Origin of the sequence: Paraburkholderia sp. (assembly GCF_036488795.1) — a bacterium.
GTDB lineage: Bacteria > Pseudomonadota > Gammaproteobacteria > Burkholderiales > Burkholderiaceae > Paraburkholderia.
The window spans coordinates 1-23,066 of the sequence record NZ_DASXHA010000146.1; the positions used below are offsets into that span (position 1 = coordinate 1).

Sequence of the window (23,066 nt, forward strand, 5' to 3'; positions counted from 1 at the left end):
AGGGGTCATCGCTCCGGTTATCCCCACCAACCGTGAACGACTTCGCAAAGTCCGGCGGATCTGGTGATAGTCCCATAGCATGACTGATCGCATCCCCAGTAAAGTCGTATGCCGTGCCCAGCCCCCATGCCGTGGCAACAGCCGGAGCAACAGCACCAAGTGCGACCAAGCCAACGCCCGCGCCTGCCGCCACGCCGATCTGTGGATGTGCGTCGTGGCCTGGCAATGCATTCTGTTCCGGCATCAGCGAACCGTCCTTGTTGCCATACATGAACGGACTGTTGTACTCCGCCGGCGTCGCCGTGAACAGCCCGTTGCTGTTCTGGCTAATAAACGCCACCGCAGTTGCGTCGCCACTAGGCCCCTTGCTGGCTGCCGAGTCGACCAACCGATAGCCGTTCGCCAGCAACATGTTTTGCGCCTGATCCGCCGTGATTGACTGACCAGTCTTGTCCACGTAGAACTGTGCAAACTGCGTGGCATTATCTTTCGCCCACTGCCGCTCGTCAGGGTACAACTGCCGGTTGTAACGAACCGTAATTCTGCCGGCCTTAAGAATCCCACCGAACGGTATAGCCGTCATTTATTTGATATCCGTTCGGACAGGCCGGTCGCTAGGCGTTTGAGACTCTCGGCATTGCCCCATAGGACAACCCGAGAGCCTTCAAGATCTACAGTCAATTTTCCCCGGTGTACATACTTCTCTTGCACTAGACGAACGTCCTTGTAGGAATACGAGCGCGCAACTATAAAGCACACAACAAGGCGCTGCTCGTAGACGCTGAATCTATAAAACGCGCCTCCTGAACGGAAAGCCGACTGACCAAACGATGCGACCACACGCGCTTGTGCAATTAGCCGACCCCCGCCTCTATCAGCTATTCGCGAAATTGCGGGCAGTAAAGCAAAGACCACAAGTACACCGATAATCAGCAATCCAATCACGAGCGCCCCTGCTGAAGGGCTAAGCGTTGTCTGAAAGAATGGTTTCATCGCTTCACCGGAGATTGATAGGTCGGATCGACCGAAGCGTTGACAGGTGTACTGAAGCCCGCGCCGATACCGATTGAAACACCATTTATGTAGCGTGTCGCGTCATACCAGGATTTTTCCTGCCACGCCGTTACATTACTCGGGACTACTTGGACGCCAAAGTATTTGCCAATGCCCACCCCGACCGACGTTGGACCTGAATAACGTGAATCGCCCGAAAAATTGATACTTGCTCCGAAATCTCCCAAACTTCCGATTGCGACGTCAGGCTTAAGGGAAGCCGAACCATCACCAGGCGTGTACGAGAAATTCGGGCCGACAGCGATTCCTGGAGAGACTGGCACATGAAAGCCCGCCTGCACGCTAACGTCGGGATTGTTGCGTGGATCTGAATTGGGCATGCCGGCCGCACATTCAGCCGTAATGCAGCCATTTGCCGCCGGAATGAACGGCCCAGAAGCATCGATCCTTGGCCCGGTTGCATTTTGGGTAGCTGGCGCATTCCAGCTATACGGCGAATCTGAGCCGCCGGTGTTCTGGGTAATCAAGTCTTGCAGCGCTTTTGACGGTGTCGCCAACATCGACGGGTCCTGCACCAGATAATTCCCAGTGCTGTCCGTCACCAGCTTCATCCCGGCAGTGTCATAAACTGCGCCCGCAGGCGTATTCGCGGTCAACGGCACGACAACGCCTGTCGCAGCGATCTCACCATACTGGCTATTGTTTCCCGCACGCATGGCGTTCTCGATCTGCGCCGCCGTCATCGGCGATCCATCGGTGTTAGTGAGCCCTTGAGCGTTCGCTACCGTTGCGATCTGCTGGGCCTTCGTTTTCTCCGGTTGGTGCAACTGCCGGTTAAACCGGTCCACGTCATACCCCGAGAACGCACCCGCATTGCCACCCACCGCCGCACCCGCACCCGTCGCAATCGCATCCGCCACGATGTTGCCAAGCGCTGCGTTCATGTCTGCGTTGCCGGTCGGATTCGATCCTGCGATTGCACCGCTCAGATCGTTCAGCTTGCCCGCAGCAATCGACGCGATCCCGGCACCTGCCGCACCGCCGAGCGTATTGCCACCCGCGAGGCCGGTCACGAGCCCCGCGCCTGCCGCCTGCATTCCCGCGCGGTACGCGCCGCCCTCATCCCACCCCGGATCGCCCGTTGCCTTCGCCTGAGCGTCCGCAAAGTCACCAATGCGCCGCGAGACCGCTTCGCCCGCCGCGCTCGCCGCCGCCATCATGTCGGCCTGCCGGTCGAGCAGGCTGTTCACGTCTGGCAGCTTTGCCACCGTGCCGTTGGTATTCGACGTGTCGCGGTTCAGGCTCGCAACGTCCTGCGTCTGGTTAGCCGCGTCGATCACGCTGATCGTACCCGCGCTGATGCCACTGCGCGTACTCGCGCTGTCGCTGCCACTGTCGTCCTGGCTCAGCATCGGCGCACCACCGCCTGCATTCCTTCCCGACGTGTTGCCATGCGTGCTGTAGTTCGCGCCGCCGTCGCCGGTCGTCACGCCCGCACTGACGGCGCCTGAGTGCGCGTCGTAGCTCGACTGGTTCTGGATATTGCTGAATGTCAGCGTGCCCGTGGACAGGTTGTTCTTCGATGCATCGGCGCCGCTGGCGATCACCGCACCCTTCAGGTCGGTACCGTCTGCGGGAGAGATCAAACCCGGTGACTTTCGCCCGCGAACCGCAGTCCCGCCAACACCCGTCGCCGTTTCCTCGACGGCAACCCGCATCCCTCGAATCCGGCTGAACACCAGCCGATAGTTGTTCTTGTTCATTGAGCCGGTTCGTTATACGAAACAATCAAGTTTCGTAAACTAACGGCTGTGCCCGATTCGCCCTAGCACCGGGAAGCAAAGAATTGTCAAAGCAAGCAATGGCACAACACCATCGATGAAATCAGACTTCTCTCATTGCTGACGCGACGTCCCACCGGATCCGAGCAACAAGACTTCACATCATGATGTCGTCGCTTCCTTGAGCGCCCCCAAAAACCGCAAATAAGCCGTCGCACCCGGATCCGCGTGTCCGACGCTGCGCTCCTGCACCCACGCCGCGCGGCCCTTCTGCGAGCGCAAATCAGCGGTCGCATTGACCTGTTCCTGCGCAGTCGCGATCATCGCCGCGAGCAATTCGGCAGCGGTGCCGTCAGTCGCTTCGAGCGTGTCGAGGCTCGGCACGAGCGCGTCGAGCACGGTCTTGTCGCCCAGCTTGCTCTTGCCGCGCTCCGCGATTCGTCCGGCCACCGCGCGCCCGATTTCGACGACCTCCGCCTTGCCGACTGGCTCCTTGCCGGTCATCGTTCTGGATGCCGCCAGCAAACCGCCGCCCACCAGCGCGGCGAACGTCGAAGGATTCGCCGTCGAAAACGCCTTGCCCGCCGCGAGCAGCACATCGGCAACGCTCGCCGTGTCCGGCAGCGCGGCCAGCGCCTTGATCACGGCCGCGGACCCCGCCTGGACCGTGATGCCGAGATCGCCGTCGCCGAGCGCGGCATCGAGATCGCGCAACTCGTCGGCGTGCGCAGGCAGCGCGCCTAGGGCGCGCGTGACGATATCCCTGAATTCGTTGCAGGAAACACTCATGGTCGATCCTCCTGTCACACTTGCGTGCCTTCGCGAAAAAACGGCGAGTTCGCCGGCGCCTGCAGCAGCGCTTCGAGTTCGTCGTCCAGATGCATCACCGTGATCGAGGCGCCCGCCATCTCCAGGCTCGTCACGTATTCGCCCACATACGAGCGCGCAATCGTCAGCCCCTGGTCCGCAATCGTCTTCGCGGCGCGGCGATACAACAGGTAAAGCTCTTCGAGCGGAGTCGCGCCCAGGCCGTTGACGAGAACCGCGACGCGCGCGCCTTTGGGTGCAGCCAGATCGGGGAGGATTGCGCCCGTGAGGCGATCGGCGATCTGATCCGCCGTCTCCAGCGGCCCGCGATGCGAGCCCGGCTCGCCGTGAATACCGATGCCGATTTCCATTTCGCCATCCGGCAGCGTGAAGGTCGGCTTACCCGCGGCGGGCAGGATGGTCGGCGAGAGACCTACGCCCATCGTGCGGCACTGCGCGTTCGCCTTCGCGGCGATGCGTGCCACCTCTTCAAGCGAATCGCCGCGCTCGGCCGCCGCGCCAGCACATTTGAATGCGAACACCATCGCTGCCACGCCGCGCCGGTCCGCACTGCGCTCAGCGGGCGCGGACGCCACGTCGTCGCTCAACAGCACGGTCTTGATTTCGATGCCGTCGGGTTCGGCCATGTCCGCCGCGAGATCGAAATTGAAAACGTCGCCGCCATAGTTGCCGTATAGATACAGCACCCCCGCGCCGCCATCCACGGCTTTGGTGGCTTCATAAATCTGCTCGGACGATGGCGACGAAAACACATTGCCCACCGCCACGCCGCTGCACAGTCCCTCGCCTACGTAGCCGAGAAAACCCGGCATATGTCCGGAGCCGCCGCCCGTGACAATGCCCACACGACCCTTCTTCGGCGCGTCGGCGCGCACCAGCGCGCGGCGATCCGCAGTGGCTGCCTTGATCCAGTGTGGATGCGCCAGCAACAACGCATCCACCACTTCGTCGACGAAGTTGTCCGGCTGATTGATGATTTTCCGCACGATCTGCTCTCCTTGAATTGCGCCGATTCACTCGTCGCAGGTTGTTTCTCGAGGCATGCTGCTGCGCGCACGCATGCCGCCTGCTCGTCACACCGAAGCTTGCGCAACCGTCCTCAAAGCTTGCGACGCTGACTCACCGCATCCAGCAATACGGCCGCGAAAATGACGCCGCCTTGAATGAACTGCGTCCAGAACGGATTCACGCCTAGCAGCGACAGCCCCACGTTGATGACGCCGATCAGCACCACGCCGATGAACGTCCCCACAATCGAGCCGCGCCCGCCCGCAAGCGAGGTCCCGCCAATCACGATGCCGGCGATGACCTGCAGTTCGAGGCCGTTTGCCGCGGACGGCAGCGCTGAATTGAGGCGGCCGGCCAGCACGATGCCCGCAATCGCGGCGGTGAAGCCGGCCAGCGTGTAGGTGAGGAAGATCACCCGATGCACCGGAATCCCCGCGAGCCGCGCCGCTTCCTTGTTGCCGCCTACGGCGAACACCTGATGTCCATAGGTGGTCTTGCGCAACAGCACGTGGCCGATCAGGAACACAACGAGCATCACGATCATCGGAGCAGGCAGACCCGCGAAGGTCTTGGCGCCAAACGCGGTAAACGCATTGGGGAAATCGAACTTGGTGCGCCCGTCGGAGATGGCGAGCGTGAGACCGCGGCCCATCGCCATCATGGCGAGCGTCACGATGAACGGCACCAGCCGCAAAAACGCGACGGACAGGCCGTTCAATGCACCGACCACCGCACCCACCACCAGCGCCACCACGAGACCCGCAATGCCGAGTCCGACCGCGCCCGGCGCCGAACCCGCCATCACGGTAGCCGCCACCATACCGCTCAGGGCAACCAGCGAGCCGACCGACAGATCGATCCCGGAGGTAATGATCACAAAGGTGCCGCCGACCGCCGCAATCCCCACCACCGACACCTGCACCATCACATTGGTCAGCGTGCTGGTGGTGAGAAACTCCGGCGAGGCGATCGACAGCACGACGCAGATCAGGATCAGCGCCGCCAGCAACGGTCCAATGCCGCTGCGCAACTGCCGGACGAGGCGGCGCGACAGCGCCTCCGATTCCGCTTGATTCGCTGCAGTGGAGGTCATGCCCCTACTCCCGTGGTAGCCCATTGAATAACTGTTTCGGAATCGGCGCTTTCACGCGGGAGCTCCGCGACGATGCTGCCGCGATACATGACGAGCACGCGATCCGACATGCCCAGCAATTCCGGCAATTCCGAACTGACCATGATGACGGCCGCGCCCGCACGCGCCATCGACACCATGTGCGCATAGATTTCGGTTTTCGCGCCGACGTCGATGCCGCGCGTGGGTTCGTCCAGCATGATCACGGCGGGTCGCGTCGCGGTCGCGCGGCCCAGGATCACTTTCTGCTGATTGCCGCCTGACAGCTCGCCCGTCATCTGCAACACCGAGGAGGCACGCACCGCAAAGCGCGCGCTCGCCTGCCGCGCGAGTTCGCGCTTCTTCGCGCTGTTGACGAAGCCCGCCGTCGCCAGCGCGCGCAGGCTCGACAGCGCGACGTTTTCTTCGATGCTCGCTTCCAGCACGAGCCCTTCGAGCTTGCGATCTTCTGCGGTGTAGACGACACCGTTGCGCACGCCTTCGGTGGGCGAATGGATCGAGACCTTCTTGCCGCGTATCAGCACCTCGCCGCCGCTTGACGGCAACGCGCCAAAGATCGTCTTCAGCAATTCCGTGCGTCCTGCTCCGGCAATGCCCGCAATGCCGACAATCTCGCCCGCCCGCACGCTGAAACTCGCGTCGCGCAGTACCGGAGCGCTCGCCAGATGACGCGCTTCGAGCACCACCTCGCCGTAATCGCGTGGCTCCCACGGGTAAAAGGAATCCAGCGTGCGCGCCACCATCGCCTGCACCAGATCGGACTCGGTCCATTGCGACATGGGACGTCCGCCGACCGTTGCGCCGTCACGCATCACGACAGCGGAGTCGGCCAGCTCGAACACTTCCTCGAGATGATGCGAAATGAAGATGATGCCCATGCCCGCAGCACGCAGACGCCGCACAACGGCATACAGATTGGCGATATCGCCACGTTGCAACGCGGCAGTGGGCTCATCCATCACGAGGATGCGGGCGTCGCGCGCAACCGCTTTCGCCACCTCCACGAGTTGCCGCTTGTTGAGCGGCAGATCGCCCAACCGCATACGTGGCGAAATGTTTTCAAGTCCAACTTGTGCGAGTGCCTGACGCGCGTGCTCGTCGGCCTTGCCATGCAACACCATGCCGTGACGGGCAGGCATGCGGCCTAGAAACAGGTTCTCGGCGACCGTCATGTCGTTGATCAGCGAGAGTTCCTGATAGATCACCGCCACACCCGCATCAATGGCCGCATGGGTGCCGCGCGCGAGCGGCACACCATCAATTTCGATCGTGCCTTCGTCGGGCTCGTAAGCGCCCGATAGCGTCTTGATCAACGACGACTTGCCGGCGCCGTTCTCGCCGACGATCGCCATCACGTGTCCGGCATGCAGTTCGAGGCTTACGCCGCGTAACGCGACGACGCCAGGAAAACGCTTGACGATGCCGGTCATCCGCAGAAGCGGCGGTTCAGCGCTCGCCGCCGTGGCACTTGCGTGTCCAGCACCCGGCTGAACCTGACCGGCGCCCATCTGCGCACTCATTTCGCTCTTCATGATTGCGTCCCGTCTCTGCCGTGCGTGCGCCTCGTTCCTGCCCGTGCATGCGAGGCGCACGCACTGTGCTCCTGAAGACTTACTGACTGACCTGCTCCGACCAGAGCCCATACTTCTTGGTCTCGTCCGAATCGATATTCGACTTGTCGATCAGCAACGTCGGCCATGCGTAGTTCGCCGGGACATCTTTCTTGTCGTTGTAGTCCTTGATGAAATCCAGCGCCTTGGCCGCCATTTCGATCGGATTCTGTGAAATCGTCGCGTCCTGCTTGCCCGCGCGAATCGCCGACAGTGCCTGCGCCGTACCGTCAGCGCCGATCACCATGATGTGTTCCTTGTCGCCAAGCGGCTTGTAGCGGCCCGCGTTGTCGATGGCCTTTTCGGCGCCTACGGTGTTGTCGTCGTTCGCACCGAATACCGCGTCGATTTGCGGGTACTTCTGCAGAATGTTGGTCATCGCGTTAAGCGACTTTTCCTGATCGAAGGCACCTTCCTGACGTGCCACCACCTTGATGTCGGGATACTTGGCGATTTCGTCGCTAAAGCCTTTCTCGCGATCGGTGGCCGCCGTCGTGCCGACCAGACCGATCAGATCGACCACGTTGCCCTTCTCCGAGCCATAGCGGGTCTTCAACTGCTGCGCGATCCAGTCCGCCGCGGTCTTGCCTAGCGCGACATTGTCCGACGCGACGAACGAGGTCACCTTGCCGCCGTCCGACCCGCGGTCGAGCATGAACACGGGGATGTTCATCGAATTGGCTTTTTCCACTGCGGGGATGATTGCTTTCGAATCGATCGGGTTGAGCACCAGCGCCGTCACGCCCTGGCTCAGCAGATTGATCGCGTCATTGACCTGTTGCTGGGCGTCGCCGTTCGCATTGGTTTGCACGAGATCGAAGCCCTGATCTTTGGCGCCTTTTTCGACACCCGCCTTCAGGCCGACGAAGAATGCGTTGTTGAGCGTGGCAATCGAGAAGCCCACTTTCACCTTGCCGGCCGGCGCGGGGGTCGCAGCGGCCGCGCTGGAACTGGCGGCTCCTGCGTCCGACGCGGCGGGCGTGGACGAGTTATCGCTCTTCGAACAGCCGCTCAACGCTGCGGCTGCACATAGCACCAACGTTGCCGCAGGTGTACCGAACTTCGTCCATACGTCGAATCTTGTTGAGTTCCAGGCCATGACCGTCTCCGGTTTTGTAAGTGGTGAAAGTCCTTCTCTTTTCGTTGCTACTTTTCTTGCTTGCGCAACCCGTATCCTTTGAACTTCTCGATCACTTCGCTCATCTCGGCATCCGATAGAACCGGTGGCGTGCCGAGCTGTGACGCCAGCAGATACTGCTGCGCCAGTACTTCGACTTCGTTTGCGAGCCACAATGCGCGTGCCAGATCGTGGCCGAGTGCAATCACGCCGTGATGGGCAAGCAGGCATGCGGTGCGGTCCTGCAGTGCCGCGATGGCATGATCCGACAGCGCCTGACTGCCGAAAGTCGCATACGGCGCGCAACGGATCGAATTGCCACCGGCTACGGCCACCATGTAGTGATGCGCGGGAATGTCCCGAGCGTGAATCGAAAGCGCGGTCGCCGCGTTCGAATGGGTGTGCACGACCGCATGGATGTCGGGGCGGCTCCTCAGGATGTCGCGATGAAAGCGCCATTCCGACGAGGGACGTTGGCTTCGAAACACCTCGGCATCGTCCGCCACATCCAGCGGCAGCCAGACGATACTGCCGGCGTGAAGCTGGTCATAGGGCACGCCGCTCGGCGTGATCAGCAAGCCGTCCTGCCAGCGCGCGCTCACATTGCCTGACGTGCCCTGATTGATGCCAAGGCGCTCCATGGCCTGGGCCGTTTCGATGACGGCCTCGCGCAACGCGGTCTCCGTGCTCGCTGCCGGGTTCACGATGCCCCTCCGCCCGCAGCGAACAGTGCGGCAAGATTCTTCTCGAAGGGCTGTTCGACCACACCACGCTCGGTGATGAAGCCCGTCACGAGGTCGTGGGGCGTCACATCGAAAGCGGGATTGCGCACCCGGATGGCAGGGGGCGCAATGCCGCGTCCGCCCAGATGCGTCACCTCGTGGTCGCGCCGCTCTTCAATCACGATGTCGGCGCCGGATGCGGTTTGCAGATCGAGCGTCGACGACGGGCAAGCGACGTAGAACGGAATGTTGTAATAGCGCGCCGCAATCGCAACGCTCAAGGTGCCGATCTTGTTGGCGAAGTCACCGTTGGCCGCCACCCGGTCGGTGCCGACGATCACGACATTCACGAGCCCTTGCGCCATCATCGAAGCTGCCATGCTGTCGGTGATCAGCGTCACGTCGAGTCCGGCTTGTTGCAACTCATAAGCCGTGAGGCGCGCGCCTTGCAGCAAGGGACGCGTTTCGTCGGCAAAGACGCGAAACGCGATGCCTTTTTGATGCGCCATGTAAAGCGGCGCGGTCGCCGTGCCCAAACCGGTTGTCGCCAGCGCGCCGGCATTGCAATGCGTGAGCACGCCGCAGCCTGGCTTGATAAGTGACAAACCGTGTTCGCCGATGCCGGCGCAAATGGCCTGGTCTTCTTCATGGATCTGCACAGCTTCCGCGACCAGGAGCTCATATAGGGCCTTGGCGTCTGCGGCATCCGCACGTTGCGCGACCCGCATCAGGCGCTTGAGGCCCCAACTTAGATTGACCGCTGTGGGACGAGCCGAATCCAGATAGGCGGCGTGCTGCTTTAGCGCGGCGTGGAATTCGCCCAACGTCCCCTGGCGGGCCGGTTGCATCGCGACGCACAATCCATACGCTGCCGCTACGCCAATGGCCGGCGCGCCGCGCACCCGCAATTCATGGATCCAGCGCCAGACTTCTTCAACCGTCGTTACGCGCTCGACCACGCTCTCTTGCGGCAGGCGAGTCTGATCCAGAAGATAAAGCGCGTCCTCTCGCCAGGCGATGGTGGCCGGAAGCGTCGGGAAAGGGGACTGCGAAGCCATGCGTTCTCCGTATCGGTTGAATCTGTTTCCACTAGCGCAGCGCGGCGGCGCGCTCAATGTTCAACGCCCTGCCTGAATCTCTTGAGCCAGTTCGACCACCTGTTCGATGCGCGTCAGTGACGCGCGTTGCACCAGCATCGCTTCCGCGCATTGCAGACAGCGCACTTCGATTGCCGCGCGCGCCACTGCATCAGGAATCGAGGTGATTTCCGCCACCTTCGCCATGCCGACAATGCGCCGGATCATCTTGCAGCCGGCAAAGCCCAACGTGTCGGCAAGCAGAGCGCGCATGAAATCGACGCGGAATGCCTCGGCACATGCACTGCCAGTTGGGCCGCCAATGAAGGACTTGCCGCTCTTCATTTCGTGCTCGCGCCACAAATCCAGGAACTTTGCGGCAAAGCGGTTCCAGACCTCGGCGACCTGTTCGAGGAGCCACGCCTGATAGGGTCGCGGATCCGCGCTGCCCGTGCGGCCATGCCAGTCGCGCGAGAAAAAAGCGAGCAACAGATTCGCTAGAAACGCGCCGACGTCGAAACCCATTGGTCCGTAAAATGCGAACTCCGGATCGATCACATAGGTCTCGTCCTGATTGACCATGATGGAGCCCGTGTGCAGGTCGCCATGCAGCAGTGTTTCAGCACGGCTCATGAAGGCCCACTTCATCTGCGCGACTGCGCTGCGCAAAGGCGCATGCTGACGAAGCCGTTCAATTGCCTCTGCAGGCAATGCAGGGCTATACACGTTCGACGGATGATCCTCGAACGGGTAGGTAAACACGAGGTCTTCGGTAATCTTGCAGAGTTCGCAGTTGATGCCTGCGCGTGCTGCCTGCTTCTTGACCTCAGCATCGAGAAAGAGATCCGAGCCGAAGAACAGCGTATGCGCCATGTACGTGGACAGGTGCCCGGCAAGCTTCGGGTAGACGATGCCGTCCTTGAGCCCTTGCCGCAAGATGCGATGCGACGCAAGCCGCTGCATGACCATCAGAAACAATTCACTGTCGGCGTGATACACCTCGGGCACATGCTGCGGACACAGCGCGCCGAAGCGGCGCAATGCGGCGACCTCGTGCTCCATGCGTTGGCGTGTCAAAGGCCAGCTTTCTCCCGCGAGACGCAGGAACGGCGGCGCCTGCTTCACGACGACGCTCTTTTGCGGCGCCTTCGTGCTGCTGACAAAGTACACGTAATTCAGATTGCCGTCCCCTACTTCGACGACGTCCAGTTCGCTGTCGTCACCGAGCAGCGCGTTGACTGCAGGCACACGCCTCAGGTAAGCCGCCAGCTCGGAAGAAGTCAACGCCTCAAATTCCATGGTTCTCCTCTACGTATAGAAGACGGCTCAGCGGCGCTTGCGCACCAGATCGAATTTGAAAATGCTGGTGTTGTAGTAGTCGTTGCTGTAACAGATGGGTCGGCCGGTGTGGTCGAAATCCACCTCGTCGATCAGCAGGAAGAGACCAAATCCGTCCTGCAGTTCCGGCAGGTCACGCGAGGTCAGGATGGTCGGTTGAATCGAACTATGCGTATGCGACAGACGCAAACCCGCCCTTGCAAACGACGCGAACAGCGACTCGCCCAGTTCAATGCCGGTCGCGTCGAACAACGCCTTCGGTACGATGTCGATGCAATAGGCTGCGATGGCGTCGTCGGCGCGCCGCACGCGCTCTATCCAGATGCATGGGTCGTCCACCTGCAAATCCAGCTTATGCGCAAGGCTTTCTGATGCGGCGATGGGTTTGACCTGCATGCGGCTGGTTGACGGCACCGCGCCCACGCTTTTGATCATATCCGTCACGGACATCAGATCATCCAGCCCCCCTTGCAGCTTCAAGGCGATTTGTCTGATGAACGTGCCCCTGCCTTGCACGCGCGTCAGCAAGCCGTCTGAAATCATCTGCGCCACGGCTTCCCGCAGACTGGAGCGGCCTACGCCCAGTAGCTCGCACAACTCCGGCTCCGTGGGGATCTGATCGCCAGGTTTGAGGCCGCGTTCACGAATCATCGTCAACAGGGATTCCTGGATCATCTCGCTCATGGATCGATCGACGCTAAGGCGCATGGCTCGTGGCTGAAAGTCCGCGTGAAATTCAATATACATCAGACGTCTGATGATTTTTTTCGGGGCATACCCTTACTTTCGAAATGCGGTGCCGTTAGCCTTTGCGCTATCTTTGCAGATGATTCGGCAAACTAATCATCATGTGCGAGTGCAGCAAAGCTGCTGCCAGCGGCACGCCTTCTTGGCTTCCTGAGAGGTTTTTGTGCATTGGCAAATAGCGGGGGAGCCTCGTCACAAGGCAACCCGCAAAAAGGAGTTACACGTGAGATCGGGTTTGAAGATCGCATTGAGTGTGCGCCGCCGCAAGCTTTTGCGCTTTGCAGCAAGCAGCGCCATCGCATTGCCTTTTGGTTCATTGGTGAACGCGCAAAGCGCCCCACTTCCCATGATGAACAAACGTCCCATTCCCAGTACAGGTGAGTTGCTGCCGGTCGTCGGCTGCGGCACGTGGCGCACTTTCGATGTAGGCGACGACGCCGCAGCGCAGGCGCGGCTCGCCGAGGTGTTGAAGGTGCTTTTCGAAGCGGGCGGCTCGGTGATCGATTCGTCGCCGATGTACGGTTCATCCGAAGCGGTGGCGGGCACCCTGCTCACACGCCTGAACGCGCATCAGAAAGTCTTTGTGGCAACCAAGGTATGGACGCAAGGTCGCGAGGCCGGCATTACACAGATGGAAGAGTCCATGCGTCGATTTCAGCAGCCACGCATCGACCTGATGCAGATTCACAACCTGCTTGACTGGCGCACGCAACTCGCTACGCTGCGCGACTGGAAAGCGAGCGGCCGGATTCGCTATATCGGCATTACGCACTACACGCCTAGCGCTTTCGGCGACGTGGACGCAATCATGCGTTCGGAGAAAATCGACTTCGTGCAGATCGATTATTCAGCGGACGATCGCGCCGCTGAAGACCGCCTCTTGCCGTTGGCGGCGGAGCGCGGCATTGGCGTGGTGATCAATCAGCCGTTCAGCGGCGGCAGCCTTCTTGCTGGCTTACGCAACCGTCCGTTGCCGGATTGGGCACAGGAGATTGACTGCACCTCGTGGGCGCAGGTGCTGTTGAAATACGTGCTCGCGCATCCGGCGGTCACGTGCGTGATTCCGGGCACTGGGAAACCCGAGTACATGATCGACAACGTGCATGCCGGCGTGGGTCGATATCCCGACGCGGCGTTGCGCAAGCAGATCGTTGCGGCTGTTAGCGTGTGAACGGGCACGCGAGTTGGCCCTCGCATTGGTGCTTGCGTTAACCATGAATTGGCCCTTGCGCTAGCCAATGCGGTGGCCCGTGCGTTGGCGCTTACGCTAGCCATTGCGTTAGCCCACGAGTTGGCTTGCGACGCCGTGCTTTAGGCCTCAGCGGGCAACGTAAGCTGCGCGACCTCGCAGTTTCGCAAGCTGCGCAACACGGCAGGTGGCAAGAGCAGTTTGGCCGCGCGCACGCCGGCGCCCATCACCACCTGGGTGCGTTCCATCACTGCGGCATCGACGAGAATGCGCCAGTCTTCGGGCACGCCGAACGCGGTGATGCCGCCGAACTCCATACCGCTATGTTCGACCGCCACTTCCCGCTTCGCGAACGAGAGCCGCTGCGCGCCGAGATGCGCTTTTACCGCACCGTTGATGTCGAGGCGCAGCGAGCCGAGCGTGACGATCGCGGCGTATTGCTCGGCACCATCCTTCTTGAACTTGATAACGATGGTGTTGGCGCAATCTTCCAGACCGAAGCCGTAACGCGCGCTAAATGCGGCCGTGTCCGAGGCGTCGTCAGTGACGGCGAAGACGACCACTTCGTTGGGCGGCAAATGCGCGATGACGTGCGCGGGCAGATGCCCGGCGAGCTGATCGGCTGGAATGATGTCCAGCTTCTGAACGGATTCGTGTGAGTGCATGGCAGGCAGGCTGTTTGGCTTGCCTCTATTCTAACGGGTCAATTTTCTGGTTGCCCGTCACGGGGCGTGCCCCGCTTGATCGCTGCGGGGCACGCCATACACTCGTGCGCTTCCTGTTAGCCGTTGGTTGACGGCAGCGACGCCGCCGGCTGCTTCGGCAAGCAATCCTGGTCGTACTTCGCCTTGAGCTTTTCGCGCGCTTGCGTGATGTCGAGAGAATAGTTGTCGACGCCCGGCCGATAACCGACCGATTCGAGTTCGGTCAGTTCGCGCATCAGATCGCGATGCGTCACCGGTCCATCAGCATGCACGAATGGATACGCATGACATTGATGCGGCGTGAGCTGACCGTCAGCCATCGCATAGGCGCTCGTCATCATCAAAGCAATGGGAACCGCGTGTTTGAACGAGATCTTCATGAGTGTCTTCCTCCAGTGTCTGTCTTGGCGCTTTCTGGCGCGCAACAGCTAGCATTGCGGTGGCCGGTGGCTCGTACTGCGCGATGCCTGCTGCTTTACAAGCATAGAGGGCACAATTGTCGATCTCGCTTCGAGAGCGTGAAGGTTTTTTTAGATTGAGGGGGATGTGGCGATCGACCGCATGGGTGATGCTTTAGCGAGTGAAGTGAGTGTCGAGGTAGCGCCGTGAGAAGATTTAAACAGGCGACTGGCGGACCTCGTTCCTTCAAAGTCCGCCAGTAGATATTTACCGCAAATAGTCCCGAACTTTCGTTTCGCAATCCTCTAGTGCCCCGGCGCTGCGATCGACAATCCCAAACCGGTATTTGCAATAATCAGCAAAGCGTGCGCGATTGACCGGCGACAACTGGTCGACCGGTGCGTCATCCCCCTCGTTCGCAAACGGGTCGTAGAACTTCGCCTGCAACGTCGGGTATCGCTTCAGGAAGAACGTGATCTGCGCCTCGTGATCGAGATACGAATTGACATAACCCGTGTAGGAGACACACGATGGCGATGCAGGTACTGGCAACTGTCATCAGCCATTTCCGGGGAGTCTTCATCGTGCACTCAGTCCAGTCAATTTCCGCAGTTCTTTTACGAGTTTCAAGCCAACGTTGCCGGGACAAATCTTGCCCTCTCCCAATTGACCAGGGAACTCGCGATGACCGCCAAGCGTATCGATGTAAAAGAACTCTCGCAAAATGGCAATGAACGCTTCGAGCGATTGCTTCTGCTTTGCGGGCACTTTTGGACGCTCGGTGAAACCAATGGCATCGAGAAGTTTACGGACCATCGCGACCGCGTCGCGGCCTTCGTCCGGGGCGGACAGGTTCTCTAGCAACACTATGCCGATAACTCCCGTGTTGTAGTTGTGCACATTCTCACCCTTGAACCGAATATCCCGGCCTTCGAAGACATGGAGCGCGGGTCAAATCCGGCGATCAGCGCCGCGGCGTCCTATATGCCAACTAGATCGACCAGACTCCACAACGAATTGATTTCCTGATATGCATACAGATCGTTCACGTTGCTCCGGGGGGCTCGCTGTGGTGCACATGACGTTGCAGCGGCGACGGAGCCTGCGCCCACCGGACCTAGCCGGATTTCTAGCGGAGCGTCGCGAACGCGCAACGGATCTCAAGCGGCAATCGAACTCAACGAGGTAGCCCTGAAACCTTGCTCGGCAACGGACCATTTACCGGACCAGAAAAACAAAAACCCCGTAAGCGATTGCGCTTACGGGGTTTTGCATAAATCTCTGGCGGAGAGACGGGGATTCGAACCCCGGATAGGTTATTAACCGGTACGCTTATATTACGCTTCGCACCGCCAAATAAGGCTTTCGTCGTTACCGTGTGGGTTATTGTAGATTCAGAAAGCGCCCGCTGAGCCTTGATCTATCGGGTACCCAATGCCGCGAATAACCCACTTTTCGGCCACCTGGCCACCTACCTGAGTGGCTTCACCATCTCCGGTTTCCGGCGATAAACGCGCTCCGTTATCTTGCTATCGGCGTGCGTCATGAGTTGCTGCGCGTGCGCCAACGTCTCCGCGTCGCTCGCGCACTTAGCCCGCAGATCATGCTCCGTGAAGCGCTCTGTCACCTTCGTCTCTTTCAGTACGCGCGCCATAAATCCGCGCCACAGCGACTCCCATCCACCGGCGCGGCCCGTCGTCTCGTCGATATAGCACTCGCCCGCGCGGTTGCAGAACAGGAAAGGTCCGATCTGCACAGGACGTGCCGCCTTCGCCATGGCAATCGCTTCGCGCAATTCTTCCGACCACCCGATGATTACCCGCTTACCGGTCGACTTCTTTGTCTTGTTCGGCGTTAGGTGAATTCCATCGTCTCGCAGGTCGGACATGCTCAGCCGCAGCAAATCGCCGCGGCGCATCCCCGTCAGCAACTTGACCCGGATATACGATTGCACGGCCAGCACACTACCCTTCTTACGCTTCGAGTCGATCGACAGGCACTCGACAATCTCCCAGTCTTCAACATAGCGCGTGCGCGGAGGTTCTGACTCGATGCGCATCTGCCACGCGAAGGGATGCGTCTTGATGTAGCCCCATTCGATAGCCTTCGTGAGAGCGTGGGATAGCACTTCAACTTCCCGTTTTCCCGACACCTTGGCGGTCCGCTTTCGGAGATAGCCGTAGATCACGCTCGGCTCAATGGCCGTGAGCGGCGCGCCGCGGAACTCACTCAGCAGTTCCTTCATCGCGGCGATGTTTTGCGTCTGCGTCGATGGCGCTTTCGTCGGGATCACTTCGAGAGCGTATTGCTCAAGCAACTGCCCGACCGTCCTGACCTTGTCCAGCCGCCCTACCCGGTCCGCCCAGACCCGATACGCCTCCGGCAGGTTGTCGCCCAGCCGGAACTTGCGTTTGCCGTCCCAGGCGTGTTCAAGCCCCACCGGCACCTGGTAATAGTAGGCGCCATGGTGGAGCGTCCATCGCTTCGGAAGGCCTTGGTTTTCTTTATTTTTGGGGCGCGGCATGTCAGACCCAGGATGGTTGCCACTCAGCTATTTTAGACTTTCCGGACTTCTCGCCAAACAACCGGTCCACATGCGCACGCAGAACGGCAACTGATCCATCCGGCCGGATCTTGTGCTGGATGCCCATGCTATTCAGGACGCGGATGCGCGCGGAGTTACGCTGCTTGCAGGTCAAGCCCGTCAATTCTTCGTCGGTCAGGAACATTGAATCCATCGCTAAATTCTCCGAAATTCCACCACCCACACCCACGGATTGGCGTCCCACGATTCCGGGCCGTTGATCGAATCCCACAGGCAGCGATACGAACTGACTGGCGAGTAGGTGCCATCTACGCCGCTTCGGCCGTATGTGCTCCAGAACCCAGCCCGCGTCTTGGTGATGCCTTCCGCAATGGCATCGGTCTCGCTGATGTCCTGCAGCCGCTCGACGCGCACGCCGGTCACTTCGAGCAGGACGCGCGATGCGTCGCGCGGCATGTGAATACCCGGGATGTGTCCGAACCGACGGGCATACGGCCTAACCTCGGCAGCGTGATATTCCTTGCCGCGCCATTCGTCCTCGTAGACCACGCAAGGCTGATCGCCATAGCCCGGCATGTCGCAGCCCCAGAATGACTCGCGCACCCACAGGCGGTCGCCGGGCACGCCATAGGGACATGGTTTGCCGCGCGTCGTGTTCATTTGAACTTCGCCGTCATAGTTAGTCGGCGCGTCCCAACTCGGCACGCCGTCGATCACATCGACCGGCTCGCGCTCAAACTGCGGCTTCACAATGCGCCGAGTCTGCGTCTTGCTGCCGTCGAGCAGCGCGCGCACCATATCGCCGCTGAAGAGAATAGGGCGCTCTTTCACTTGGCCTCCGGGAATTCGTCGTGCGTACGGCCATCGAGATGGCGGCCTGCGGCTTTCTTGCCGGCGCGGTGCACCATCGCCCATCCGTCGGCACTCGTCGCACCCGGTGGATAGCTGGTCGGGTCATATGCATCGGCGACGATCCGACCGTCGAGGGCGAGCGCGGCCGTAACAAAGCGGCCGGCGCCGAAGTCGCCAGATCCAGGCGCCCACTCGCCGTGCTGCTTAAACAGGAATGGCACACCGGCGAGTTCGCATTGATCTCGCAATGATCGTGGCCAGTCCGGATGCATCGGCCGCGCACCGTGGCCACTTTCGCCGCCGGCGATTACCCAGTGCAGCCCGTGCTCCGGGTTCGCCCATCCTTGCAGAACAGACACGCGGCGACCGCCCCAGGGGATCGACGTTAGGTCAACCGGTCCTAGCAACGGCTCCATTGACAGGAAGCGCGCGCGCGCCGGCACTTCGAGCAACTTCGGGATGTCGCGATCGGCCTCGGCCTGATTCACGATCGTCGCGCCGAGCCAGACATTCGACCAAGGCCACGGCGTGTTTATGCCGCGTCCGATCATGCGCAGGCTGAAGTCAATCATTTCTTTCGCGTTGCCGATTCGTTTTGTCAACAGCAACCAGTCCAGATGCGGTGTTTGCCAGATCAGTTCGAAGAGATCGCACAGCCAATTGCTCGGCACAGCGTTGTCGAACACGTCGGCGAGCGATGCGCAGAACACCCGCTGCCGGCGTCCGTGCTGGGCGAAGAACTCGGCGTGCGCAGCATTCCAGGCAACCGGCTTGCGCCAGTTCGCCGGCGACGTGCGGCGCCGCGGTGCGGCCGGCCCCCAGTTGACCGCGACACCGCCGCCGAAGCGCGCATTGCGCGTCTCCGCATAGCAGTGATCGCAACCCGGCCCGACCTTCTGGCAACCTTCCCAGGGATTAAAAGTCGCATCACACCATTCGATTTTGGTGTTCTCGCTCATAGCGCTTTCTCCATTGCCGCGGCGCGCAGTGACTTCAGCAGCGCGACGGCGCGGGTATGAAAATTCGCCTGCCGTTCGTACGTGCGCTTAAGCGACGCCTTATAGACTGCGGGCAGATTGGCTTTGTTGTGTTCCGCGAGGTGCTCGTAGCGCTCCTGCTGCTCGCGGTGCCACATGTAGAGCTGGTCGAGCGTCATGTCGCAGCCCGCGGGTGCACACCATGCTTCAGCAGCATTGCGAGCAGTCGCGCACCAGCATCGCTTTCATCCTCCGCACCTTCCTGATTTGCCCAGTCTGTTACTGCATCTAGTGCGGTGTAGGCTGCATTGAGTTGGGCGGCGATGGTGGCATCGGGGCTGTATCGCGTGGGCTCCAATCCGATGGCGTCCCGCAGCGCGGTAACTTTCTCGGCGTCGTCGGTCCATGCGCGGATGAACCGATTATCGGGATCGCCCGCAAACCAAACGTAGATCGTCCCTTTTGCACCTGCGCCCGAGGTGATGGATGTGGTAGACCAGTCGTGATGCCACAGGAACGCGCAGTAGGCTGCAACATCGCGCGGATCGCCCTTCTGAACATGGCGCATCAGCTCGGCTCGGCACTCATCGGCCCAATCGTCGCGCTTCCAGTTGTCCGAGTAGCCGCACTTCCGTTGCGCGGCTAGCAACTTATTGGCAAGCACGCGCGCGAACCTGCGCACCAGTTTCGCCGTGTCCGGATGTAGCGCATTGGAAATCACTGGCTCCGATCGGGTGGCCGCCTCATCGGCTGATGCTATTGGAGCGGGAGGGGTGGCCTTGCGCGCTTCGCCTATGGCGTCCAGGCACGCGTCCCAGCCGATACGGAACTCGATGGAATTTTCGTATCTGTCCGGGTTCTCGCGAAAGAAGTTGTGCGCACAGGCCACAAGGTCGCCGCCCTTTAGAATCGCATCGATCGCCGCGGAGGCTCGCCGGGCATCTTGAAGAAGGTCACCCGAGTCCAGCCCGGTATCAATCTTGTTGACGAGCTCAGCCAGCGCGCGCTCAAACAGATCCTCTGTCGCTATTGGTGCGGCCTTGGATGCGAGAGCAGATTCGGCGGCTTCGAGACGAGCGATCAGCGCGAGCACATTGGCGGGTTTTGCTGCACGGAGATATACCTCTGCCGCGCCGGGTGTATTGCCGGCACCGTAAAACTGAACGCCGATAGCTTCGCCATCGTAGTTACAAAAATCAGACTCGCGCGGCACGCATCCGTCGCCGCCGCAAGTCGGACATTCGAGGTGGCTGCCGTCGTTGAATCGGTCGATTGATTCGGCAGTGTCGATTTCCTGCGGCGTCGCAGCGAGCGCGGCTTGCTTGAGTGCGGAGATTTTTTCGTCAGTCATTTATCGTCTCCCGTAGGGGCGGCTGCGCGATCGATGCGCTCTATTTCAGCGAGGATCAGTGCACCGGCTTTGACGAGATTGCTCCGAGCACCTGTGGGTTTGCGCGACATGTCATCCCACGGCCATAGCGCATCTGCATGTTGAAACAGGACATATCGCTTTGATGGGAAGTTTTCGGATGGTTCTGGCAACGCCGCGCCGGCGGTATAAATTGCGTAATACGCCGCCGAGAGTGTCATCTCGAAATTAACGTGCCGGTCGTCATGATCTGGCGTCCATCCTTCATCTGATACTTGCCGCTGACGCTCGGCTGTCACGTCTTGCCATGCTTGGGGCACAACTTGCACATGGGCGCCGGACAAGCTACGAATGTCGGAGAGAATCGAATCGCGCAACTCCCGCTTGCTAAGACGCTTCACGGGCTGCGCCCGGCGCGCGAACAGTGCATACGGACCGTCTTCGGTCGGGTATATCTCGAGCAGCATCCAACCTTCGCCATTGGGCGGCGTAGGCGTCCATGGTGTGCAGTCGGACTCGCCTTCCTCGAAATAACGGTCGACGAATGCTTGGTCCGCGTCACCGTCCATCCCAACGAAATGCGATTCGATCCCGAATGCATCGAGGAACTTGTCGGCGCGCACATCCTCGTCGCAGATCGGAAAGTCCGGATGGGTGAGCCAACCGTCTTCGTCGCGAACGATCTCGCGCGCCGCGAGCAGCTTTTCGCGCAGACCTTCGAGATTGGTGTAATCCGGCATCGGCGCGCCCGGAGCCACGCCGAAGAAGTTCTGTTGGCCGTCCGGATCTACGTTCGCTTGTGTGCTTGGCATGCCGCGCAACTTCTCAATCTCGTGCGCGCAATCGCGCAAGCGGCAGATCAGTTCGTGCGAGCTCTCGGTCGGGCTCGAGTCGGCGATGCGCTCCAGAATGTCTTTCATCTCTATCTCTCTCGGTATGCCGTCAGGCAGCTAAAACAGTTGACCTTGTCCGCGTGCATCGCCCAATAACACCGGGCCTTGCGCGGCCTTCCTGCGTTGCGCTGCCCACATCAAAAGCTTCGCGTGCCAGCCTGGATGCCGCCGGGCAGCGCGCGCCTGCGCTAGATAAGCGCGGGCCATGTAGATGTGGGCTTCGCGGTCATTCACGGGAACCGCCCTCGATAAGTCTTCGTCAGCGCATGGTTGATAGCGTGGCCGCGTCCACGCACGACGTTTGCCAGAGCTGCGCGATCGTGATGACTGGCGGTCGCTTGCCCGAGAAGTCCAAAATATGAGTTGGTAATTTGCAAAAACTTCTCGGCCGATACCGTGGCCACGCGGCGCAATGCTTCGTTCCGCGTGCGTTTTCGCGTCGAACGGCGCCATGGCTCGATGACTTGCCCAACGAAATCGACGCCACGCGCGATCGGCTGAAGAATCGTCTTGCTGGGGTTGATCTGCACACCGAGGCGCGCGGGCAGAAAGCTCGTTACATCGGCGAGCACACGGTTCAGCCAGTCGGCCGACTCATGCAGAACAATGAAGTCGTCGACGTAGCGGATGTAATGCCGCGCGCCGAGGTGATGCTTCGCGCGCTGGTCGAGCGCATCGAGGTAGACATTCGCAAAGAACTGCGACGACAGATTGCCGATAGGCAGGCCAAGGTGGTCCGGCTGATTCGTCAGACGCTTGTGCGGCGGCACGCGGTCGAGCAGCGCCGCGTCGCCCCGGAATTCGAAATCGGTGCGCGGGTCGTGGAAAAGTACCGTCTCGGTGAGATCCATCCACCACGGATCGCTGATCTTGCGTGCGAGCTGGTCGCGCAGGATCCGCTTGTCGATACTGACGAAGAAGTTGGCCAGATCGAGTTTCAGGTAGAAGGCCGGCCGCGACCAGTTCTGCGTGATGCTCCGGATCTTCGCTTCGAGACGACGCGCGGCGTACAGCGTGCCGCGCTCCTCGATGCACGCGCAGCTATCCGCGATGAACGCGTTTTCGAAGCGGGCGCCGACGCGGTTGTACAGCACGTGGTGCACGATACGATCGCGGAAGTCAGCCGCCCACACTTCCCTCGCCTTCGGGCGCGTCACCACGAAGCAGATCGAGCGGCCCGGCCGATACGTGCCGTCGATCAAGTCGACGTACAGCTGATACAGGTTTCTTTCGAGGTGCCACTCGAATGCCAGCGCGTTGCGCGTGTTGCGCTTTGTGCGCCGGCAATCGAAGTAGGCGACGACGAGATCTTCGTAGGAAAGGGGCGCATCGTAATAATCTGCGGACGGCGAGCGCGCCGGCTTTGTTGTCCTTGTTCCAGTTGTTGGTGTTGCCATTGTTGAAGTTCTGGTTCCAGGCGTTGTTGGCCGAGTACTGCGGTCGTTCACACTATCTACATCGCCCGACCGAAGGCTGTCGCCGATCAGTTGGGAAACTGCACAAGACCAAGCCCGGTTGCTCCCGGCGGTATCTTTGATGTGCATGGCGGTGTCCTCGTGAGACAGCGGTGTGACCAGATTAGAAAATCGCACAGGCATTACCGCCGTGACGGTGATGCAACGGGCGACGATGCGGACTTCTTCCTCCATCCACCAGCCTGACGACCGATTGATCCGGTAATTTCCGTGGCACGTGCGTAAAGCTTGGTCGAAACCATGTGCATGTCACGGCAGACTCGGAACAGATCGTTGAACACCTCGACATC

The 23,066-nt window shown here is 60.6% G+C and carries 23 protein-coding genes and 1 pseudogene; 1 reads left to right on the plus strand and 23 read right to left on the minus strand.

Annotated elements, in window-relative coordinates; translation table 11 throughout:
• From VGH41_RS21640 to VGH41_RS21690, 11 genes and pseudogenes are all read right to left on the minus strand, one after another.
• Window positions 1-583, minus strand: a pseudogene (locus tag VGH41_RS21640) (hypothetical protein); the annotation flags it as partial.
• 406 nt (window positions 584-989) lie between these two features.
• A complete protein-coding gene (locus VGH41_RS21645) occupies window positions 990-2,777 on the minus strand; it encodes an ESPR domain-containing protein (protein WP_331599626.1) in 1,788 nt (595 codons plus the stop codon).
• Window positions 2,778-2,957: 180 nt separating this feature from the next.
• A complete protein-coding gene (locus VGH41_RS21650) occupies window positions 2,958-3,584 on the minus strand; it encodes a DAK2 domain-containing protein (protein WP_331599628.1) in 627 nt (208 codons plus the stop codon).
• Between the two features lie 14 nt (window positions 3,585-3,598).
• Window positions 3,599-4,609, minus strand: a complete 1,011-nt coding sequence (locus tag VGH41_RS21655) for a dihydroxyacetone kinase subunit DhaK (protein WP_331599629.1) — start codon at window positions 4,607-4,609, stop codon at window positions 3,599-3,601.
• A gap of 113 nt (window positions 4,610-4,722) precedes the next feature.
• Window positions 4,723-5,724: an ABC transporter permease gene (locus VGH41_RS21660; RefSeq protein WP_331599630.1), complete on the minus strand. Its 1,002-nt coding sequence runs from the start codon at window positions 5,722-5,724 to the stop codon at window positions 4,723-4,725.
• Window positions 5,721-7,271, minus strand: a complete 1,551-nt coding sequence (locus tag VGH41_RS21665) for a sugar ABC transporter ATP-binding protein (RefSeq protein ID WP_414696697.1) — start codon at window positions 7,269-7,271, stop codon at window positions 5,721-5,723. Before VGH41_RS21665 ends, VGH41_RS21660 begins: the two co-directional genes overlap by 4 nt.
• 103 nt (window positions 7,272-7,374) lie before the next feature.
• Window positions 7,375-8,472 carry a sugar ABC transporter substrate-binding protein gene (locus VGH41_RS21670; RefSeq protein WP_331599632.1) on the minus strand — a complete coding sequence of 366 codons (1,098 nt, stop codon included), beginning with the start codon at window positions 8,470-8,472 and terminating at the stop codon, window positions 7,375-7,377.
• A 47-nt stretch (window positions 8,473-8,519) separates the two neighbouring features.
• Window positions 8,520-9,194 carry an L-fuculose-phosphate aldolase gene (locus VGH41_RS21675; protein ID WP_331599633.1) on the minus strand — a complete coding sequence of 225 codons (675 nt, stop codon included), beginning with the start codon at window positions 9,192-9,194 and terminating at the stop codon, window positions 8,520-8,522.
• On the minus strand, window positions 9,191-10,270 hold the full coding sequence (gene mtnA / locus VGH41_RS21680) for an S-methyl-5-thioribose-1-phosphate isomerase (protein WP_331599634.1): 1,080 nt from the start codon (window positions 10,268-10,270) through the stop codon (window positions 9,191-9,193). The genes VGH41_RS21675 and mtnA overlap by 4 nt, the downstream gene beginning before the upstream one ends.
• 60 nt (window positions 10,271-10,330) lie before the next feature.
• Complete coding sequence (gene mtnK, locus VGH41_RS21685) at window positions 10,331-11,587, minus strand: S-methyl-5-thioribose kinase (protein ID WP_331599636.1); 1,257 nt, start codon at window positions 11,585-11,587, stop codon at window positions 10,331-10,333.
• Window positions 11,588-11,614: 27 nt separating this feature from the next.
• Window positions 11,615-12,310 carry a GntR family transcriptional regulator gene (locus VGH41_RS21690; RefSeq protein WP_331599637.1) on the minus strand — a complete coding sequence of 232 codons (696 nt, stop codon included), beginning with the start codon at window positions 12,308-12,310 and terminating at the stop codon, window positions 11,615-11,617.
• Window positions 12,311-12,719: 409 nt separating this feature from the next.
• On the opposite strand from VGH41_RS21690, the gene VGH41_RS21695 reads away from it, so the two are divergent.
• Window positions 12,720-13,544, plus strand: coding sequence for an aldo/keto reductase (locus VGH41_RS21695; RefSeq protein WP_331599638.1), 825 nt, complete (start codon window positions 12,720-12,722; stop codon window positions 13,542-13,544).
• A gap of 140 nt (window positions 13,545-13,684) precedes the next feature.
• Here the strand turns inward: VGH41_RS21695 and VGH41_RS21700 are convergent, their stop codons facing one another.
• From VGH41_RS21700 to VGH41_RS21755, 12 genes are all read right to left on the minus strand, one after another.
• Window positions 13,685-14,227 (minus strand): YbaK/EbsC family protein, encoded by a 543-nt coding sequence (locus VGH41_RS21700; protein ID WP_331599639.1) that lies wholly within the window; start codon window positions 14,225-14,227, stop codon window positions 13,685-13,687.
• A 116-nt stretch (window positions 14,228-14,343) separates the two neighbouring features.
• Window positions 14,344-14,646 carry a DUF4148 domain-containing protein gene (locus VGH41_RS21705; RefSeq protein ID WP_331599640.1) on the minus strand — a complete coding sequence of 101 codons (303 nt, stop codon included), beginning with the start codon at window positions 14,644-14,646 and terminating at the stop codon, window positions 14,344-14,346.
• Between the two features lie 286 nt (window positions 14,647-14,932).
• Window positions 14,933-15,217, minus strand: a complete 285-nt coding sequence (locus VGH41_RS21710; protein ID WP_331599642.1) for a hypothetical protein — start codon at window positions 15,215-15,217, stop codon at window positions 14,933-14,935.
• Between the two features lie 27 nt (window positions 15,218-15,244).
• The gene (locus tag VGH41_RS21715; RefSeq protein WP_331599644.1) at window positions 15,245-15,565 is read right to left on the minus strand and encodes an N-acetylmuramoyl-L-alanine amidase; all 321 of its coding nucleotides are present in this window, start codon (window positions 15,563-15,565) and stop codon (window positions 15,245-15,247) included.
• A gap of 571 nt (window positions 15,566-16,136) precedes the next feature.
• Entirely contained in the window at window positions 16,137-17,189 is a 1,053-nt protein-coding gene (locus VGH41_RS21720; RefSeq protein ID WP_331599645.1) for a tyrosine-type recombinase/integrase, read from the minus strand.
• A 1-nt stretch (window position 17,190) separates the two neighbouring features.
• On the minus strand, window positions 17,191-17,403 hold the full coding sequence (locus tag VGH41_RS21725; RefSeq protein WP_331599646.1) for a DUF4224 domain-containing protein: 213 nt from the start codon (window positions 17,401-17,403) through the stop codon (window positions 17,191-17,193).
• A 2-nt stretch (window positions 17,404-17,405) separates the two neighbouring features.
• Window positions 17,406-18,041 (minus strand): hypothetical protein, encoded by a 636-nt coding sequence (locus VGH41_RS21730; RefSeq protein WP_331599647.1) that lies wholly within the window; start codon window positions 18,039-18,041, stop codon window positions 17,406-17,408.
• Window positions 18,038-19,021, minus strand: coding sequence for a phage Gp37/Gp68 family protein (locus tag VGH41_RS21735; protein ID WP_331599648.1), 984 nt, complete (start codon window positions 19,019-19,021; stop codon window positions 18,038-18,040). The genes VGH41_RS21730 and VGH41_RS21735 overlap by 4 nt, the downstream gene beginning before the upstream one ends.
• Window positions 19,018-19,218, minus strand: coding sequence for a hypothetical protein (locus VGH41_RS21740; protein WP_331599649.1), 201 nt, complete (start codon window positions 19,216-19,218; stop codon window positions 19,018-19,020). The genes VGH41_RS21735 and VGH41_RS21740 overlap by 4 nt, the downstream gene beginning before the upstream one ends.
• Window positions 19,215-20,390, minus strand: a complete 1,176-nt coding sequence (locus VGH41_RS21745) for a hypothetical protein (RefSeq protein WP_331599651.1) — start codon at window positions 20,388-20,390, stop codon at window positions 19,215-19,217. The genes VGH41_RS21740 and VGH41_RS21745 overlap by 4 nt, the downstream gene beginning before the upstream one ends.
• On the minus strand, window positions 20,387-21,328 hold the full coding sequence (locus tag VGH41_RS21750; RefSeq protein ID WP_331599652.1) for a hypothetical protein: 942 nt from the start codon (window positions 21,326-21,328) through the stop codon (window positions 20,387-20,389). Before VGH41_RS21750 ends, VGH41_RS21745 begins: the two co-directional genes overlap by 4 nt.
• A 203-nt stretch (window positions 21,329-21,531) precedes the next feature.
• Window positions 21,532-22,698, minus strand: a complete 1,167-nt coding sequence (locus VGH41_RS21755; RefSeq protein WP_331599653.1) for an RNA-directed DNA polymerase — start codon at window positions 22,696-22,698, stop codon at window positions 21,532-21,534.
• Window positions 22,699-23,066 lie beyond the last annotated feature (368 nt).